This window comes from Glaciihabitans sp. GrIS 2.15 (assembly GCF_035984695.1).
In the GTDB taxonomy this organism is placed as follows: Bacteria; Actinomycetota; Actinomycetes; order Actinomycetales; family Microbacteriaceae; genus Lacisediminihabitans.
Map to the genome: position 1 here is coordinate 41663 of NZ_JAXCHU010000006.1, position 17009 is coordinate 58671.

General features: G+C 62.3%; 17 protein-coding genes. 8 read left to right on the plus strand and 9 right to left on the minus strand.

Features of this window, described 5'->3' with window-relative positions; genetic code table 11:
- Positions 1-62: 62 nt before the first annotated feature.
- Together RCH11_RS09930 and RCH11_RS09935 are read right to left on the minus strand one after the other, a co-directional pair.
- The gene (locus RCH11_RS09930; RefSeq protein WP_327056843.1) at positions 63-1334 is read right to left on the minus strand and encodes a D-alanyl-D-alanine carboxypeptidase family protein; all 1272 of its coding nucleotides are present in this window, start codon (positions 1332-1334) and stop codon (positions 63-65) included.
- Between the two features lie 38 nt (positions 1335-1372).
- The gene (locus RCH11_RS09935; protein WP_327056844.1) at positions 1373-2176 is read right to left on the minus strand and encodes a TrmH family RNA methyltransferase; all 804 of its coding nucleotides are present in this window, start codon (positions 2174-2176) and stop codon (positions 1373-1375) included.
- Between the two features lie 152 nt (positions 2177-2328).
- On the opposite strand from RCH11_RS09935, the gene RCH11_RS09940 reads away from it, so the two are divergent.
- On the plus strand, positions 2329-3180 hold the full coding sequence (locus tag RCH11_RS09940) for a Sir2 family NAD-dependent protein deacetylase (RefSeq protein WP_327056845.1): 852 nt from the start codon (positions 2329-2331) through the stop codon (positions 3178-3180).
- 62 nt (positions 3181-3242) lie between these two features.
- Positions 3243-3926 (plus strand): histidine phosphatase family protein, encoded by a 684-nt coding sequence (locus RCH11_RS09945; RefSeq protein ID WP_327056846.1) that lies wholly within the window; start codon positions 3243-3245, stop codon positions 3924-3926.
- A gap of 9 nt (positions 3927-3935) precedes the next feature.
- Here RCH11_RS09945 and RCH11_RS09950 read toward each other — a convergent pair whose 3' ends face one another.
- Both RCH11_RS09950 and RCH11_RS09955 read right to left on the minus strand, forming a co-directional pair.
- Positions 3936-5018 carry a glycosyltransferase family 4 protein gene (locus RCH11_RS09950; RefSeq protein ID WP_327056847.1) on the minus strand — a complete coding sequence of 361 codons (1083 nt, stop codon included), beginning with the start codon at positions 5016-5018 and terminating at the stop codon, positions 3936-3938.
- Complete coding sequence (locus RCH11_RS09955) at positions 5015-5971, minus strand: alpha/beta fold hydrolase (RefSeq protein WP_327056848.1); 957 nt, start codon at positions 5969-5971, stop codon at positions 5015-5017. Before RCH11_RS09955 ends, RCH11_RS09950 begins: the two co-directional genes overlap by 4 nt.
- Positions 5972-6089: 118 nt before the next feature.
- Between RCH11_RS09955 and treS the strand changes: the two genes are divergently transcribed.
- Both treS and RCH11_RS09965 read left to right on the plus strand, forming a co-directional pair.
- On the plus strand, positions 6090-7814 hold the full coding sequence (treS, locus tag RCH11_RS09960) for a maltose alpha-D-glucosyltransferase (protein WP_327056849.1): 1725 nt from the start codon (positions 6090-6092) through the stop codon (positions 7812-7814).
- A 9-nt stretch (positions 7815-7823) separates the two neighbouring features.
- Positions 7824-8528 carry a 3'-5' exonuclease gene (locus RCH11_RS09965; RefSeq protein WP_327056850.1) on the plus strand — a complete coding sequence of 235 codons (705 nt, stop codon included), beginning with the start codon at positions 7824-7826 and terminating at the stop codon, positions 8526-8528.
- 236 nt (positions 8529-8764) lie between these two features.
- On the opposite strand, the gene RCH11_RS09970 is transcribed toward RCH11_RS09965, so the two are convergent.
- The 3 genes from RCH11_RS09970 to glgA form a co-directional block, all read right to left on the minus strand.
- Entirely contained in the window at positions 8765-9013 is a 249-nt protein-coding gene (locus RCH11_RS09970; RefSeq protein ID WP_327056851.1) for a type B 50S ribosomal protein L31, read from the minus strand.
- A gap of 101 nt (positions 9014-9114) precedes the next feature.
- On the minus strand, positions 9115-9906 hold the full coding sequence (locus RCH11_RS09975; RefSeq protein WP_327056852.1) for an ABC transporter ATP-binding protein: 792 nt from the start codon (positions 9904-9906) through the stop codon (positions 9115-9117).
- Positions 9907-9978: 72 nt separating this feature from the next.
- Positions 9979-11160 (minus strand): glycogen synthase, encoded by a 1182-nt coding sequence (gene glgA, locus RCH11_RS09980; protein WP_327056853.1) that lies wholly within the window; start codon positions 11158-11160, stop codon positions 9979-9981.
- A gap of 62 nt (positions 11161-11222) precedes the next feature.
- Here glgA and RCH11_RS09985 point away from each other — a divergent pair, with 62 nt between their 5' ends.
- On the plus strand, positions 11223-12461 hold the full coding sequence (locus RCH11_RS09985) for a glucose-1-phosphate adenylyltransferase (protein ID WP_327056854.1): 1239 nt from the start codon (positions 11223-11225) through the stop codon (positions 12459-12461).
- A 51-nt stretch (positions 12462-12512) separates the two neighbouring features.
- Positions 12513-13151, plus strand: coding sequence for a phosphoserine phosphatase SerB (serB, locus tag RCH11_RS09990; RefSeq protein ID WP_327056855.1), 639 nt, complete (start codon positions 12513-12515; stop codon positions 13149-13151).
- 13 nt (positions 13152-13164) lie between these two features.
- Here the strand turns inward: serB and fabG are convergent, their stop codons facing one another.
- The gene (gene fabG, locus RCH11_RS09995) at positions 13165-13887 is read right to left on the minus strand and encodes a 3-oxoacyl-ACP reductase FabG (RefSeq protein ID WP_327056856.1); all 723 of its coding nucleotides are present in this window, start codon (positions 13885-13887) and stop codon (positions 13165-13167) included.
- A 101-nt stretch (positions 13888-13988) separates the two neighbouring features.
- On the opposite strand from fabG, the gene RCH11_RS10000 reads away from it, so the two are divergent.
- Together RCH11_RS10000 and RCH11_RS10010 are read left to right on the plus strand one after the other, a co-directional pair.
- Positions 13989-14279, plus strand: a complete 291-nt coding sequence (locus RCH11_RS10000) for a DUF3099 domain-containing protein (protein ID WP_327056857.1) — start codon at positions 13989-13991, stop codon at positions 14277-14279.
- Between the two features lie 253 nt (positions 14280-14532).
- The gene (locus tag RCH11_RS10010) at positions 14533-15381 is read left to right on the plus strand and encodes an SURF1 family cytochrome oxidase biogenesis protein (RefSeq protein WP_327056858.1); all 849 of its coding nucleotides are present in this window, start codon (positions 14533-14535) and stop codon (positions 15379-15381) included.
- An 18-nt stretch (positions 15382-15399) separates the two neighbouring features.
- On the opposite strand, the gene RCH11_RS10015 is transcribed toward RCH11_RS10010, so the two are convergent.
- The gene (locus tag RCH11_RS10015) at positions 15400-16998 is read right to left on the minus strand and encodes an ABC-F family ATP-binding cassette domain-containing protein (RefSeq protein ID WP_327056859.1); all 1599 of its coding nucleotides are present in this window, start codon (positions 16996-16998) and stop codon (positions 15400-15402) included.
- Between the last annotated feature and the right edge of the window lie 11 nt (positions 16999-17009).

Below are 17009 nucleotides of genomic sequence, written 5' to 3' on the forward strand. Positions count from 1 at the left end.
GAGCAATGCATTTATGCACCAACGGGCATACGCGGCGCGCCCTGCAGTCTTCGCCTGCGTTATTAGTCGATGAACTGGATTGGGTTGCCGAGACGCCACCACGGGCCAGGGTCGACGAGGCTGTGATCGAGAGTGAGAGGCACGACAACGGACTGGCTACCCGCGGTAAAGGTGACCCGACCGATCGACGTGCGAACCTCTCCGACTCTGGCCGGGTAGGCCGAGATCACCACCGTAACGGGCGTGTTGCTCCAGACCAGCACCGACGCTGCGCTGCTGGACACGGCCCTGGCCTTCTGGGACCATGCCGTTGTGAAATTCGCGAACGGCTCTCCCTTTTTCGCAAGAGTGATCTCGTGGAATCCTGCCTTCACCCCTGCAAGCAGCGTCGTGACCGCGGCATCCACCGCCTTATGGTTTGACGCACCGACGACGGCGCCGACCACCGTAACGGCGTGACTGCCATAGCGAAACGTTGCGGCGAATAGCAGGTTGGACGATCCGTTGAGCGTGCCCGTCTTGATGCCGTCGACACCGAATCGTCCGAGCAGGGTATTCGTGTTCGCGAAGCTGCCCACTCCAGCGAGCGTCATCGACTCGGTCGAGACAATTGAGGCGACCACGGGGTTGGCGAGGGCGAGTTTACCGATTTCGACGAGGTCTGTCGCTGTGCTGACGTTTCCGGGATTAATGCCGGTGGGCTCCACAATCGTGGTGTGGTGGAGGCCGTGCGACGAGAGCCACGCGGTCACGGCAATCTCGAAGGCGACAGGAGAGCCGAAGGCCCAGCCGGTGAGGGCATCCGCGTAGTTGTTCGCCGAGGCGACGAGTGTGACCCGCATGAGGTCCAGCTGGCTGATGGTCGAGCCAACGGCAAGAGGTTTGGTCTCCCCGTTGAGCGCCACGTATTTGGCCCTGAGGGCGGCGTCTGTTGCCGAGAACGTTATCGTCGGTCCAGGATCGCCGAGAATGAGAGGCTTTGCCTCCAATACGACGAGACTTGTGACAATTTTGCTGATGCTCGCGATCGGCAGCGGATCGGTACTCCCTGCGGTTGCGAAGACCTCGGGATACCCGATCGCGCCCACCGCGCTTGCACCGTAGCCCGGCAGCATCGCAACGGCCGCGGTGCGGCCGGGAGTGGTGAATGGCACGAGCTGGGGCGACGTTGGCGCGAGCGGGCCAAGCAGCGTCAGCGGCAGATATACGCCAAGCGCAATGACAATGGACGTCGTCGAGAACACGATGACCCGGCGGCGAATCAGCTGCCGACGAGCCGGGTGCCTTCGCCATCCAGGCACCGGCAGCACAGAAGCCTCCTTGGTCACCGGCATTGCACCATGCTACGTTTTCGCCGAACTAACCGCCGTGATCACCGCACCCGTAGCGCCCACAAAGCGACGGCACTCGCCGCGGCAACGTTGAGCGAATCCACCCCATGGAGCATCGGGATCGTGACGACGGTGTCAGCGTGGGAAACGGCATCGTGACTCAGGCCGTCTCCCTCGGCTCCGAGCAGCAGGGCGATCTTCTCCGGCGGATTCTCTGCCAAGACGTCGAGTCCCACGGCGTCGTCGGCAAGGGCGAGGGCGGCAAGGTGGAAGCCGGCGCTCTTGAGCATTGCGGCGCCCTCCGGCCACTCGGGAAGTCGAGTCCACGGCACCTGGAGTACCGTCCCCATGCTGACCCGCACGCTTCTTCGGTAGAGCGGATCCGCACAGCGCGGCGTCACGAGTACGGCATCAGCACCAAGTCCGGCGGCTGCTCGGAAAATTGCGCCGACATTCGTGTGGTCCACGACGTCCTCGATCACGACCACGCGACGTGCTCCCTTGATCACCTCCGAAACCGCGGGCAACGGCGGTCGATGCATCGCCGCGAGGGCGCCCCGATGCAGGTTGAATCCGGTGAGATTCTCGAGCAGCTCTGGTGAACCCACATAAATTGGCACGTCACAGGATGCAAGCAACGCTTCCATCTCGGGCAGCCACTGCTCTTGCACGAGAATCGATCGTGGCCGGTGACCAGCCGTGATCGCCCGGGAGATTACCTTCGACGATTCGGCGATGTAGAGCCCGCCAGCCGGTTCACTGCGCCGCCGCAGGGCCACATCGGTCAGCCCCGAATAGTCGGCAAGGCCGGGGTGACCAAGGTCGTCGATTCGCACGATGTGCATGAAACTCCTGCCGCCGAATTCGGCGTCGTGGTGATGGTTTTCGATCGGGGAAGGCTCACACTGCCAGCATTCGGAAACATATCCGAAAACTCGATTGTTTACTCTTAGTGAGGAACTGCTTAGTGCAGTGGACCGTGAGAGGAGCGTTGCTAGTGACTCGTGTTGCTCTACGCGACTGGCCGGTAGCGACCGCCGCAGAGTTGGACTCAGCCGCCGACGCGCTCCGCGGCCGAACGGTTGCCGTGCTCACGGGCGCGGGAATGAGCACTGATTCGGGGATCCCTGACTACCGAGGGGACGGCGCTCCCCCGCGGAACCCCATGACTTTCCAGCAGTTCTTGAAGGACGCAGAGTACCGCAAGCGCTACTGGGCCGGAAGCCATCTGGGGTGGAAGCGCTTCGACGGCGCCTCCCCGAACGACGGGCATCGAACCCTCGCCGACCTCGAAGCTCGCGGAATCGTCAACGGGATCATCACCCAGAACGTCGATGGTCTTCATCTCCGGGCCGGCTCGCAGCGGGTTGTTGACCTGCACGGCACCATGGACCGGGTGCGCTGTCTCACCTGTGGCCAGACCTTCGCCCGATCGGATGTCTCGGAACGCATCTCACGCGCGAATGAATGGCTCGACGAACCCGACTCTTTCGAGTTGGGTCCAGACGGAGATGTGGAATTCACCCAGATCTCCGACTTCGTCACTCCGGATTGCACGGTCTGCGGCGGCATCCTCAAGCCCGACATCGTGTTCTTCGGCGAATTCATCCCCACGGAGAAGTTTTCAGAGGCAAGTGCGCTTCTGCAGGCGGCCGGAGCGCTCCTGATCGCTGGATCGTCCCTTGTCGTTAACTCCGGTATCCGTCTGCTCGACCAAGCTTCCAAGCGGCGCGTGCCTGTTGTCATCGTGAATCGAGGTGTCACCAAGGGTGATCCTCGCGCGACAGTTAAGCTTGATGCGGGCACCTCGGAGACACTCGCCGAACTCGCTCTCCGACTCGCTGTCTGACTCTTCCTGGTCGGAAGCAGGTCTGCGAGACCGGGCCCGTCAACGGCGAAGGACCTGCGCGCATGACATTGATTTATCTCGTGCGACACGGTGAGACCGACTGGAACCTCGCCAGGCGTATTCAGGGGAGCACCGACATCCCACTCAACAACACCGGTCGGCTCCAGGCCGAACGTACCGGTCGGCTGCTCGCGCGACGCTCCTGGGACGGGATGGCCTCCAGCCCCCTGTCCCGTGCTTTTGAGACCGGCGTGATCATCGCCGACGCTGTGGGGATCGATCCATCTCGGATCCACGTGCTCGACGCACTCGCCGAGAGGCGATACGGCGAGGCCGAGGGACTTGACGACCGCGAACTCCTGCGACTCTTTCCGGGAGACACCGCGGTTCCCGGGCGTGAACGGAGGGAGGATGTCGCAGCCCGGGTTATCCCGGCGCTCGTAGAACTCGCCCAACGCCACGAACAGGAGCGTGACGCTTCGGCTGGTGATGCCCGGCTCATCGTGACCACTCACGGCGGTGTGATCCGCACGGTGGTCAATCACGTGTCGCCGAAGACGCGCGCTCACCGTGGGATCCCGATCACCAACGGTTCGGTCCATAGCTTTCGACACGTGGACGGTGCGCTCGAGCTTGTGCTGTTCGACGACCCGATCGAGGTCGAATCAATCACGGACGATTGCGGTGACCTCGACGACCAGAACGCCGTCGAACAGCGCGAAGTCGGCTCAGATCCGCTTTTCTGAAAAGGGCGTCTAGATACCGACTGACTCGCGCATCGGTACCAGGCCGGTGAGCAGAGCGAGCAGTCGGTGAGCCGATTCGTCCCAGCTGAAGTCAACCGACTGTCGGCGCGATAGCTCGCTTCGGTGACGCCATTCCCCGGGAGTCTCGAGGGAGCGTACTGCCGCCGCGAAAGCGACAGGGTCAGCGTGGTCGAAATACACCGCTGCGTCACCTCCGACCTCGTGAAACAGCGGGATCTCGCTGAGCACCAGCGGTACCCCCGCGGCTTCACCCTCAATCAGCGGGATACCGAATCCCTCGTCCCAACATGCCGTGACCATCGCCGTGGCATCCACGAGCGCGTCGCGGTACTGCTCGTCGGTGATGCCGTTGTCGAACCGAATTGACCCCTCCGGCGCGAGTGCCGCGATCCTCTCGCGATCCTTTGCGGTGATGCGAGACAACAACCGGAGGGTGTAGCCGGGCAGGTGATGCATGCCGCGTGCGAGCGTCTCTACGTTCTTGTTGGGCTGGAAGGTTCCCATATAAATGAGGTTCTTCGATTGCGGTCGGTCCCGCTGCGGCAGTCCGGAATCAACCACGCCGGGTCGGATCACGGTCGGCGGATGCCGCGTGAGCCGTGCCTCGACCATCTCGCGCTCGCAGTTATACGATCCCGTGACCACGGCGTCGGCCCGGGCGAGAACTGCACGTTGTGGCCAGTAGGTCAGATAGAACGCCCGCCAGATTAGCCTCACGAACCAGCTGTAGCCCGCGGGAATCTTGGTGATCCGATAGAAAACCATGTCGTGCACGGTGAGAACCAGCTTGTAGCGCCGCCCGGTTGCACCCATCGTCTGCATCGGGCTGAAAACGACGTCCGGCTTCCACTTGTTGATCGAGAGCATACCGATGAATGGCTCGAGCCAACTGGTACCTGGCCGCCCCATCACCCACGGCAAATCCGGCAGCATCGGTAGCTGACCTTCGTCGTTGATGAGCATGGTCACCGGATGCAATCGGGAGAACGCCTCGACCAAGCCCGCCGTGTACCGGCTGATTCCGTCATGACGCACTAACCGGGTGTAGCGGCAATCGAAGATTACCTTCACGGCTGGGCCGGCTCCGAGCCCGTCGCGACGGAGCTGGCCTCGGGTGGCAGTGATCCGAAAAGTCCCTGCTCGACCAGGAAGGTGTGGATGGCCGCCGCCGCGAGTTCCGGTACCTCGTAGTGGATGAGGTGACCGACGCCAAGGAGCAGTTCGAGCCGGGCATCCGTCATCGTCGCCACGAGATCGCGGTGGGCCTGCACGGGGGTGATGTCATCGAGTTCCGCAGCGACGAGAAGGGTCGGAATATGGATGCCCCCGGCATAGGTACTCACGTCTGAACCAACCGAGGCCTCGAAGGCTTCGACCACCGAGTCCCGACTCGCGAAATTATTGAAATAGGTGTGATGTTGGTCGTGGATCCACCGGCGCAAGTCTCGATCCTTCGTCTTTGCGAGAGTCGAACTCATGAACTGCACCACAATCCAGCGTTTGAGCAGAAAAGCTCCCCATCGATCCGGCAAACGACCGGCCAGTCGATAGAAGGCAACCGTGACCATCGTGGCGAACTTGCTTGGACCCTCGAGTCCGGACGTGGAGATGGGATTGACCAGGATGAGCGCCGGCGTCTTCAGACCGGCAGACACGGCCTTGGCCGAGATGATCGTGCCGAACGAATGGCCGAGCATGACCGCGGTGCCGCTGAGGCCGAGCGTGTCGACGAAGGCAGTGAGCCACTCTGCGAAACCATCGATCGAGTGGGGTACTTCGGTCAGAGGAGTGGACTCGCCGAAGCCCGGCATGTCGGGCCCGATCCATCGAATCCCGGGCAGCTGGGCGATCACCGGCTCGAGCCCGTGATGTTCTCCACGGTACCCGTGCGCAATGACGATCGTGAGGGGAGCATCAACCGGTCCGTATACCCAATAGCGAGTCGTACTCCCGAGGATCACGACCTCTCGTCGCTCAATGGGCATCCGGTCGAGCAATTCGGCGTACGGCGAGTGAACAGACATTGCCCTGAGTCTACGGATACGAAGTTACGCGGGCGTTTCACACTCGCGCCTAGACTTGACGAGCCCGTGAAGAATTGATCTCGGCGCCATTAGCGACCCTGCTCTTGAGAGGAGCACAGTGAGCTTCACCGCACCCATTCAACTGCCCGGACTGACCCTCGATCCACAGTGGTACCGGCGCTCGGTGTTTTACGAGGTCATGGTTCGCGCGTTCGTCGACAGCAACGGGGACGGGTCTGGCGACCTTCAGGGTCTTCTCTCGAAGCTCGACTACCTGCAGTGGCTCGGCATCGATGCGCTCTGGCTTCCGCCCTTCTACCAGTCGCCGCTGCGCGATGGCGGGTACGACGTGTCTGACTTCCGCGCCATCCTGCCCGAGTTCGGCACCCTCGACGAGTTTAAGGATCTCGTCACTAAGGCCCACGAACGCAATATGCGTATCATCATCGACTACCCGCTCAACCACACCTCCGACCAGCACGAGTGGTTTCAGCAGTCACGCTCCGACCCGGACGGACCCTACGGCGACTATTACGTGTGGAGCGATACTGACGAGAAGTACCCGAACATCCGCGTGATCTTCGTCGATACCGAACAGTCCAATTGGACCTTTGATCCGGTGCGACGCCAATTCTTCTTCCACCGATTCTTCTCCCACCAGCCTGACCTCAACTTCGAGAATCCCGCCGTGCAGAATGCGGTGATGGATGTCATGCGGTTCTGGCTTGACCTCGGCGTCGACGGGATTCGCCTCGACGCGATTCCCTACCTGTTCGAATCCGAAGAGGGAAACGGTGAGGGCGAGGCGCCCACTCACGAGTACATCAAGCGAGTGCGGACCATGTTCGACGACGAGTTCCCCGGTCGCATCATGGTTGCCGAAGCCAACCAGTGGCCCCGAGAGGTTGCCGCGTTCTTCGGTACGGAGGAGGAGCCTGAATGCCACATGGCCTTCGATTTCCCTGTGATGCCCCGTATTTTCTATTCGCTGCGATCCCAGAACGCGGCGGAACTCACCCGGATTCTCTCCGAGACGACGGATATCCCGGACGGTGCGGGCTGGGGGGTATTCCTCCGTAACCATGACGAGCTCACCCTTGAAATGGTGTCAGAGGAATACCGCCAGGCGATGTACGGCTGGTACGCCTACGACCCACGGATGCGCTCTAACATCGGTATTCGCCGCCGACTCGCTCCCCTGCTCGACAACTCCCGCGCCGAGCTCGAACTCGCTCATGCCCTTCTCTTCAGCCTCCCGGGCAGCCCATTTCTCTACTACGGCGACGAGATCGGTATGGGCGACAACATCTGGCTGCCAGATCGCGATGCCTCGCGTACACCGATGCAGTGGACTCCAGACCGCAATGCCGGCTTCTCTTCCGCGGACCCCGGCAAGCTCTACCTGCCCGTCGTGCAGTCCCTCGTCTACAACTACAACCTGATCAACGTGGAATCCCAGCTCGCCCAATCGCGATCGCTGCTGCACTGGGTGCGCAACGTGATCCACGTGCGCAAAGCGCACCCGACATTCGGGCTTGGCTCCCTTACGGTGCTCGAGACCACCCACGAATCGGTGCTGGCGTTCGTTCGTTCGTATGCGGGATCCGGTACCCAGTTCGGAGATTCGGCCGAGAACGTGCTCTGTGTGTTCAGCTTCGCGCACAACCCGATCGCCGTGACGATCACGGCGGAGCAGTTCGCGGGTTCCACTTTGTATGACCTCTTCGGCGGGGGCGAGTTCCCCGCGTTCACCGAGAATGGCGAGATAACTCTCACCCTCGGTACGCAGAGTTTTTACTGGTTACACGTCGGGTCGCCGGGCGCTGCCGGTGGTCGGCCCTAGATTGGGACTGTGAATGGCGACGGCGACACAGACGCATCCTGGTACGACCGTCTCGGAGTCTTCGACCTCGAGACCACGGGCATAGATACTGAGACCAGTCGGATCGTCTCTGCCTACGTAGGAGTGGTGGATGCCCTCGGCGCGCCAAAGGGTGTGTCTTGGCTTGCGGATCCGGGCGTTGAGATTCCCGTACAGGCCTCTGCCGTGCACGGAATCACTACCGAGCGTGCGCGGGCGGAGGGTCGGGATGCGGCCGAGGTGGTCGCAGAGATCGTGGCCGTATTGCGTGCCCTTCTTGCCCAGGGCGTACCCATCGTGATCTATAACGCTGCCTACGACCTGACCCTGTTGAATAGGGAATGCCTGAGATACGGCATCGAGCCGCTCAACGATCCAATTCCGATCATCGACCCGCTCGTGATCGATCGGGCCCTGGACCGGTACCGCAAGGGTAAGCGCACCCTGGAGGTGGCTGCGGAATACTACGGCGTCGAACTCATGGATGCCCATGATGCGCAAGCGGATGCCGTGGCCGCGGGTCGAGTCGCCCAGGCGATCGCACGCAAGTACTCAGACGCCCTCGGAGCGGACGCCACCCTGGTACACACTCACCAAGTGGGCTGGGCGACCGACAGCGCCGCGAGTTTCCAGGAATACATGCGTCGCACGAAAGACCCCGCCTTCGTCGCCGATGGGGCCTGGCCCGAGCGCTAGGCTGCCGCCGCACGAGGAACCCCTCCCGGAAGCGATCAGCGTCGTCCGCCCATCGTCGTCCGCCCAACAGCAGTTTTTCGGTGAGAGTAGCCCTCAACAGTGCAATTTCGGCGTTTCGGGGTGCCCGCGAGTGTTGAACTGCACCGGTCCTGTCTCGCGAGTCGTGCGGCAGGCGCAAAAAAGGCGATCGGCTCGGGCCGATCGCCTTTTTTAAGTGTTCGTCGTTAAACGACGGGTCAGGCGCCGAAGCCCTTGTACCGCGAGTTGAACTTCTCGACGCGGCCGGCGCTGTCAAGGATGCGCTGCTTGCCGGTGTAGAAGGGGTGCGAAGCAGAGGAGATCTCGACGTCGATGACCGGGTAAGTGACCCCGTCAAGATCAATTGTCTTATCGCTCTTCACCGTGGAACGCGTGAGAAAAGTCTCGCCGCTCGCGAGATCGCGGAAGACAACCGCGCTGTAATTGGGGTGAATATCAGTCTTCATCGTAATTTCCTTGGTAGTGGGACAGGAGAGGGAAAAGATTCGGCGGGTCGGCCAAGGCAACACTTTACCAGAGATGGTCAGTGTCAACCGGCTGCGCTGTGTCAGGAAGATTCCGCGGCGCGCGCCGTGAATCGCCCAGCGCTCTCTTCAACTCGAAGATCCAGACCGAAGGCTTCGGTCAGCTTCTCCGAAGTGATCACCTCTCCAATCGGTCCCGCCGCAGTGATGCGACCCTGAGAAAGCAGCAGGGCGTTTCCGAAACCCAGCGGGATCTCTTCCACGTGATGGGTGACCATGATGATGGCGGGAGCCTGCTCAGCACGCGCGTACCCACCGAGTAGCTGCAGCAGCTCTTCACGAGCGCCAAGGTCGAGGCTGGCGGCCGGTTCGTCGAGTAGGAGCAGCTCGGGATCAGTCATCACGGAACGAGCGATCTGTACCCGCTTTTGCTCACCGTCGCTCAACTGTCCGAACCGACGTTCTTCGAGGTGGTCGAGCTTCCATTCGGCGAGAACCCGCTGGGCGCGGCGCACATCGATATCTTCGTAGGCCTCATTCCATCGCCCGGCGACGGCGTAGGCGGCCGTGAGCACAACATCCAGCACCCGTTCGGTGGCGGGGATACGCCGGGCCATCGCCGTCGAGGCAAAACCGATGCGGGGTCGCAGTTCGAACACGTCGGTGCGCCCGAGAGTGGAATCGAGGATCTTCACGATGCCCGCGGTGGGGCGGATCATCGCCGAGGCGAGCTGCAGCAGGGTGGTCTTTCCCGCGCCATTCGGACCGAGGATGACCCAACGCTCGTTGTCCTCGACTGTCCAGTTGACGGAATCGAGAATGTGGTTGCCTTCTCGGACGACGGAGACGTCGGAAAGCTGGAGGACGCTGGCCATGGACTCAACCCTACCTTTCCGGTGGGATGATTCCTTCGACCGCCAACGCCCGAAGCCCTCCCATGGATGGCGCTACAGCACTGATCGGTAAATCTCCTGCGTGCGTCTTGAGATACGGTCCCAGCCGAAGTCTCGCTGCGCGCGGGCTCGGCCGGCCTCTCCCATTCGCCGCGCCGCCTGCGGATCGCCGATGACCTCGATGAGCGCCCGGGCGAGGTCGGTGACATATCGATCGGGATCACGCGGCGTACCCGTGCCATCGTCAACCTGGTCGATCGGCACCAGCCGACCGGTCACGCCGTCGTCGATCACCTCCGGGATGCCGCCGGTCGCCGTGCCGACAACCGCCGCCCCACAGGCCATTGCTTCGAGATTGACAATGCCGAGCGGCTCGTAAATGGACGGGCAGACGAAGGTCGTTGCCGAGGTGAGCACGGCCGAGAGGTCATGTCGGCTCAACATCTCTTCGATCCAGACGACTCCCGTGCGAGTCTTCTGCAGTTCGGCGACCCCGGCTCGTACCTCAGCCATGATCGAGGGGGTATCTGGCGCGCCCGCGCAGAGGACCAGCTGTACCTCGGGCGGGAGCAAAGCCGCCGCACGCAAGAGGTATGGCAAGCCTTTTTGCCGGGTGATCCGTCCGACGAAGACCACCGAAGGGCGGTCCGGATCGATGCCGAGCGAGCGCACGAGGGTGTCGTCCTCGACCGGATGCCAGGAGTGGAGATCGATGCCGTTGTGAACGACCGAGACCTTCGCCTCGTCGATCATCGGATAGGCCCGCAGAATATCTCGACGCATGCCGTGGCTCACCGCGATGACGGCGTCAGCCGCGGCGAACGCATCGCGCTCGATCCAACTCGACACCCGGTAGCCGCCCCCGAGTTGTTCTGCTTTCCAGGGGCGGAGCGGCTCGAGACTGTGGGCTGTCACGACATGAGGAATGCCGTGGAGCAGCTGCGCGATGTGGCCAGCTCCATTGGCGTACCAGGTGTGTGAGTGCACCAGGTCGGCACCGCCGACATCCCGCGCGATTTCGAGGTCGATCCCCAGTGTTGCGAGCGTCGGGTTAGCGGTGCTGAGCCCAGGGGGCACGTCATACGAGTAGACCTGCGCCTCGTCTCGCGGCTTGCCGAATGCGCGGACCACCACATCGATGTCGACGCTCAGCGCCTTCACCAGCTCGGTCACATGCACGCCAGCGCCCCCGTAGATCTCCGGCGGATATTCCCTGGTAATCACATCAACTCTCACCGGTCAAACGCTAGCGCGGTTCGCAGACTGACGCACCACGATCGTTCCTCTACTCTTAGCAGATGGCATCGAAGAAGATCTTTGGCATTGTTCTCGCCGGCGGAGAGGGCAAGCGCCTCATGCCGCTCACCGCTGATCGCGCGAAGCCTGCTGTGCCATTCGGTGGCAACTATCGACTCATCGACTTCGCACTGTCGAATCTGATCAATTCCGGCCTTCGCCAGATAGTGGTGCTCACGCAATATAAGTCGCACAGTCTCGACCGCCACGTGTCGCAAACTTGGCGTCTCGACGGCATCACAGCGTCCTACGTGGCTTCCGTACCAGCCCAGCAGCGTCTCGGTAAGCGGTGGTTCGCGGGATCAGCAGATGCCATCCTGCAGAGTCTCAACCTGTTGCGCGACGAGAAGCCGGACATCGTCGTTGTGGTCGGGGCCGACCACGTTTACCGCATGGACTTCAGCCAGATGATCGAGGCGCACATCGCGTCGGGTGCCGGTGTGACTGTCGCTGCCATCCGCCAGCCGATCACGCTGGCCGACCAGTTCGGCGTCATCGAACTCGATACGGAAGATCCGACCCGCATTGCGCAATTCCTCGAGAAGCCAAAGAATGCCGTCGGTCTCGCGGATTCTCCCGGCGAGGTGCTCGCGTCGATGGGCAATTACATCTTCGACGCCGATATCCTGATCGACGCCGTGCTCAGGGATGGTGAGCTGACTACGTCCAATCACGACATGGGGGGAGACATCGTGCCTGACTTCGTGTCACGTGGGGATGCCGCCGTCTACGATCTCAACCGCAACGAGGTACCCGGAGCAACGGATCGCGATCGCTATTACTGGCGGGATGTCGGAACAATCGAGTCTTTCTTCGACGCCCACCAGGACCTGATCTCCGCGCTCCCGATCTTCAATCTGTATAACAGCGAATGGCCGATCTTCAGCCAGCAGCTGAATTCGCCCCCGGCGAAGTTCGTGCGCGATTCCAAGGGGAACCTCGGGACCACGATCGATTCGATCGTGTCTCTGGGATCGCTGCTCTCCGGAGCGCATATCGAACGCAGTGTGCTCGGCCCATGGGCGATCATCGAATCGGGAGCCCATGTGATCGACTCGATAATCTTCGACCGGGTTCGTATCGGCCCGGATGCCGTGGTGCGCCGCGCTATTCTCGACAAGGAGGTCGTGATCAACGCTGGTGCGACCGTTGGGGTGGATGCCGACGCTGACCGGGCCCGCGGATTCACCGTCACCGATTCCGGCATCACCGTGGTGGGCAAGGGCGTTACCGTCACCTGAGATCGTCGGGTTCCGCTATTCTGACCACCTCAAACGAACGGTTCGCACCCGATGGCCCGATTCCTTGTCGTTCTCGATGTCGACTCCACTCTCATCGAGAACGAGGTGATCGAACTGCTGGCGGAAGTTGCAGGTTCCGGCGCCGCCGTTGCGGAAATCACCGCGAGCGCAATGAATGGTGAGGTTGACTTCGAAGAGAGCTTGAGAGCGCGCGTCGCCACCCTGGCCGGACTGCCAGAGTCGGTGTTCGGAAACGTGGGCCAGCTCGTCCGCATCACGCCGGGAGCGCCGGCGATGATCGCTGGCGTGCGGGCGGCAGGCGGCCGGGTGGCGGTGGTTTCGGGCGGTTTCCACGAGATTATCGACCCTATCGCCGCCGAACTGGGTCTCGATTATTGGAGGGCGAATCGCCTCGAAGTCGCCGATGGGGTTCTCACCGGAGGGCTCGTCGGTCCGATCATTGACGCCAAGTCGAAAGCGGACACTCTCATCGAGTGGGCGGCAGACTTTGGCCTTCCCCTTTCTCGCACGGTGGCGGTCGGTGACGGCGCCAACGATCTGCCGATGATGGCCATCACCGGTCTCGCTGTTGGGTTCGACGCGAAGGCGCCGGTGCGAGACGAGGCCGATGTGCTCATGGACGTGAGGGACCTCAGCCAGCTGCTCGCCCTGCTAGGCCTGCGCGGCTGAGCTGCTGAGAGGGTCAGTGACCCATGCCGAGGCCGCCGTCGACAGGGATGACAGCGCCAGAGATGTAGCCCGCATCATCCCCGGCGATCCACGTGACAACCTTCGCGACTTCCTCGGGTCGCGCGAATCGGCCGACCGGGATCGACTTCCGATAGGCATCCTGCTGGGCGTCCGGAAGCCCGGCGGTCATGTCGGTCTCGATGAAACCGGGCGCGACAACGTTGGCCGTGATCCCACGCGCGCCAAGCTCTCGGGTGACCGATCGCGCCAGCCCGATCAGCCCACTCTTCGATGCCGAGTAGTTGACCTGGCCAGCGGAGCCGAGTAGACCGACAACGCTCGAGACGAGCACGATGCGTCCGAAGCGCGCTTTGAGCATTCCCCTTGATGCGCGCTTGACGACGCGGAAAGCACCGGAGAGGTTGGTGTCGACCACCGAGGTGAAGTCTTCCTCCGTCATTCGTAGGAGGAGGGTGTCCTTGGTGATCCCCGCGTTCGCGACCAGCACTTCGACCGCGCCGAGGACGGCCTCGATCTCGGTGAAGGCGGCATCGATGGAAGAGGAATCAGTGACGTCTGCACGCACAGTCAGGCTGCCGACCGGCCCCTCGCCAGAGCGTGCCGTTACTGCGACCCGATGGCCGAGGGCCACGAATTCGGCCGCGATGGCAAAGCCGATTCCGCGATTCCCCCCGGTCACCAGCACGGTTCTTGGCACGAACTCGGTGCTGGTCATTGTTCTCTCACTTTCGCTTTCGCCGCGTGCCTCCACGCCCCCTGAGCGTATGCCGGGCGCCGACAAACTCCCGTAATCTTAGCCGTAGGGTTAAAGCACCCATGGCAAAACAGCAGCAGTCCATTACCTCTCTCCCCCGGTCTCCCCAGGACGACCGGCGCAGCCGCATGATCAAGTACACGGTGGCAATGAGCATCCGAACCGTCTGTATTCTGATCTGTCTCGTCGTGCCCGGATGGTGGCGACTGATCCCCGCGATCGGAGCGGTCGTGCTTCCCTATATTGCTGTTGTGCTCGCCAATGCCAGTATCTCGAGGCCCGCCGCCGAAGTATTACGTCCGGGAGGGCTCGTACGCCGCGGACCCGGCATCTCCCGGCCCGATCCGCAGTGATCGGATTCGACGAAGAGTTAGCCGAACCAACCTGCTCACGAGCGGGTTGTAGCCTCCCCGCCGCGTGGAATGTCAACTGGCGTAATCCACGGATCCACGGCCCGGACCGGGTCAAAATCTGGTTGGCCTGCGACGGGCACCGCGATTTTCTCCACCGTTACCTGGAAGCCCGCGACTTTCCCGTCGTTGTGACCCCGCTCGAGCACCCTCTTGAACACCTGCCGGAGGCCGCTGTCATCGAGGGCCGCCCACTGTGAACCGGTGGAGTTTTGCGCTGAGCCGCCGCTGGTTCGGCTATCTCGCCCTGGCTCTCGTCTTCGCGGCGGTGTGTGTCGCACTCTCCCAATGGCAGGTCGCGCGCCTGCACGAGACCCGCTCGGCCAACGAGCTCGTCGACCGGAATTACCACAGCACGCCGGTGGCCGTAATGTCAGTGCTTCCTACCCTCACGTCATACTCCCCGAAGCAGCGGTGGATGCAGGTGGAGCTCACCGGCAGCTACCTCGCGGATGCCCAGATGCTGGTGCGCAATCGTCCTCTCAACGGTCAGCCGGGGTTCGAAGTGCTTAATCCGCTGCTTCTCTCCGATGGCAACGTCTTTCTCGTGGACCGTGGATATGTACCCATCGGTAACACGCAGGATCGGCCGGACCACATTCCATCCCCGCCCGCGGGGACAGTGACGGTGATCGCGCGCCTGCAGGCCGGAGAACCCACTCTGGCGGGTCGATCCGATACGCCGGGTGAGCTTGCCACGATCCACCTCCCCGATGTCGCGACCCTCGTCGGCAAGCCGACCTATACCGGCGCTTATGGCCTCATGGTGTCGGAGTCTCCCGCGGCCGACACGCGCCCTACCGCCAAGCCCCAGCCGCAGCTCGACGAGGGTCTTCATATTTCCTACGCGATCCAGTGGGTGATCTTCGGCATCATGGCATTCTTCGGTCTCTGGTACGCGATCCGCCAGGAATATCGGATGCGTAATGCCGACGACCCCGACGAACAGGAGCGAGTCGAGGTGCGGGAGCGGAAGAAGCTCACGAAGCCACGCAGCGATAGCGAGGTCGAAGATGAAATTCTCGAAACCATCCCGCACCGCTGATTAGGCCCGCACCGCCGATCAGGCCAGGGCGACCAGGTCGGCGTAATCGCGATTCCAGAGGTCCTCTGTGCCATCCGGCAGAATGAGCACGCGCTCGGGGTTCAGCGCCTCCACCGCACCCTCGTCGTGGCTCACCAGCACCACAGCGCCGGAATAGTTCGCCAGCGCGTCGAGGATCTCGAGCCGGCTGGCAGGGTCGAGGTTGTTGGTCGGCTCGTCGAGGAGCAGCACGTTTGCACCAGAGACGACGATCATCGCCAGAGCGAGGCGGGTTTTCTCTCCGCCGGAGAGCACCCCGGCGAGCTTGGTTGCATCATCCCCCGAGAACAGGAACGATCCGAGCACTCGCCGCGCCTCGGTCTCGGTGATGTTCGGTGACGACGACACCATGTTCTGCAGCACTGAGCGCTTCACATCGATGGTCTCGTGCTCCTGCGCGTAATACCCGATCCGAAGTCCGTGCCCGGGTTCGAGCTGTCCGGTATCCGGCTGGTCGACGCTCGCAAGTATGCGAAGCAGGGTGGTCTTGCCCGCACCGTTGAATCCCAGGATCACCACTTTTGATCCCCGATCGATCGCGAGATCGACAGCTGTGAAGATTTCGAGCGAGCCGTAGCTCTTGGAGAGATTGGATGCCATCAGCGGTGTTCGCCCACAGGGCGCGGGATCGGGGAAGCGCAACTTCGCCACCCGGTCGACGGTACGCACCTCGTCGAGGCCGGACAACATCTTCTCGGCACGTCGCACCATTTGATGGGCAGCGGCCGCCTTCGATGCCTTCGCTCCGAACTTTGCCGCCTGCATCTGCAGCACTCCGGCTTTCTTCTCCACGTTGACGCGCTCTTTCTTGCGACGTTCCTCGTCGGCGGCACGCTGGCGCTGGTAGTTCTTCCAGTTCATGTTGTAGATGTCGATGACCTGGCGGTTCGCATCCAGGTAGAAGACGCGATTGACGGTGTCTTCTACGAGCTCGACATCATGGCTGATCACAATGAGTCCCCCCTGGAAATTCTTCAAGAATTCCCGAAGCCAGGTAACGGAGTCGGCATCCAGGTGGTTAGTGGGCTCATCGAGCAGCATGGTGTCGGCTCCGGAGAACAGAATCCGTGCGAGTTCGATGCGCCGACGCTGACCACCCGAAAGCGTCGAGAGTGGCTGGTCGAGGATGCGGTCTGGCAGGCTCAGATTGCTCGCAATGGACGCGGCTTCGGCCTCCGCCGCATATCCACCCAGCGCCATGAAACGGTCCTGCAACTCGCCGTATTGCTTCATCGCCCGCGCGGCGACCTTTTCGTCGGAGTCCCCCATTTCGAGCGCCGTCTTGTCCATGCCGATCACCAGCTGGCCGAGGCCGCGAGCATCGAGGATGCGCGTGCGAGCGAGATCCTCCGGATTTCCCGAGCGTGGATCCTGGGGAAGGTAGCCGATTTCACCGGTCGAATCGATGGTGCCTCCGGTGGCGAGTTCTTCGCCAGCGAGCACCTTCGTCAGTGTTGTCTTTCCCGCGCCGTTCCGGCCGACGAGGCCGATCTTGTCGCCGCGTTCGACTCTGAAGGTGACGTCCTCCATGAGCATGCGTGCGCCAACACGCAGTTCGAGGTCGTGCACGCTGAGCACAGGCAGAGTCC

Coding starts and splice junctions, on each gene's coding strand:
- RCH11_RS09975 (WP_327056852.1), bottom strand. CDS start 9,906: ATGGCCAGCGTCCTCCAGCTTTCCGACGTCTCCGTCGTCCGAGAAGGC.
- RCH11_RS09935 (WP_327056844.1), bottom strand. CDS start 2,176: ATGCACATCGTGCGAATCGACGACCTTGGTCACCCCGGCCTTGCCGAC.
- serB (WP_327056855.1), top strand. CDS start 12,513: ATGGCCCGATTCCTTGTCGTTCTCGATGTCGACTCCACTCTCATCGAG.
- RCH11_RS09955 (WP_327056848.1), bottom strand. CDS start 5,971: ATGTCTGTTCACTCGCCGTACGCCGAATTGCTCGACCGGATGCCCATT.
- RCH11_RS10000 (WP_327056857.1), top strand. CDS start 13,989: ATGGCAAAACAGCAGCAGTCCATTACCTCTCTCCCCCGGTCTCCCCAG.
- RCH11_RS09930 (WP_327056843.1), bottom strand. CDS start 1,334: ATGCCGGTGACCAAGGAGGCTTCTGTGCTGCCGGTGCCTGGATGGCGA.
- RCH11_RS09945 (WP_327056846.1), top strand. CDS start 3,243: ATGACATTGATTTATCTCGTGCGACACGGTGAGACCGACTGGAACCTC.
- RCH11_RS09985 (WP_327056854.1), top strand. CDS start 11,223: ATGGCATCGAAGAAGATCTTTGGCATTGTTCTCGCCGGCGGAGAGGGC.
- RCH11_RS09970 (WP_327056851.1), bottom strand. CDS start 9,013: ATGAAGACTGATATTCACCCCAATTACAGCGCGGTTGTCTTCCGCGAT.
- fabG (WP_327056856.1), bottom strand. CDS start 13,887: ATGACCAGCACCGAGTTCGTGCCAAGAACCGTGCTGGTGACCGGGGGG.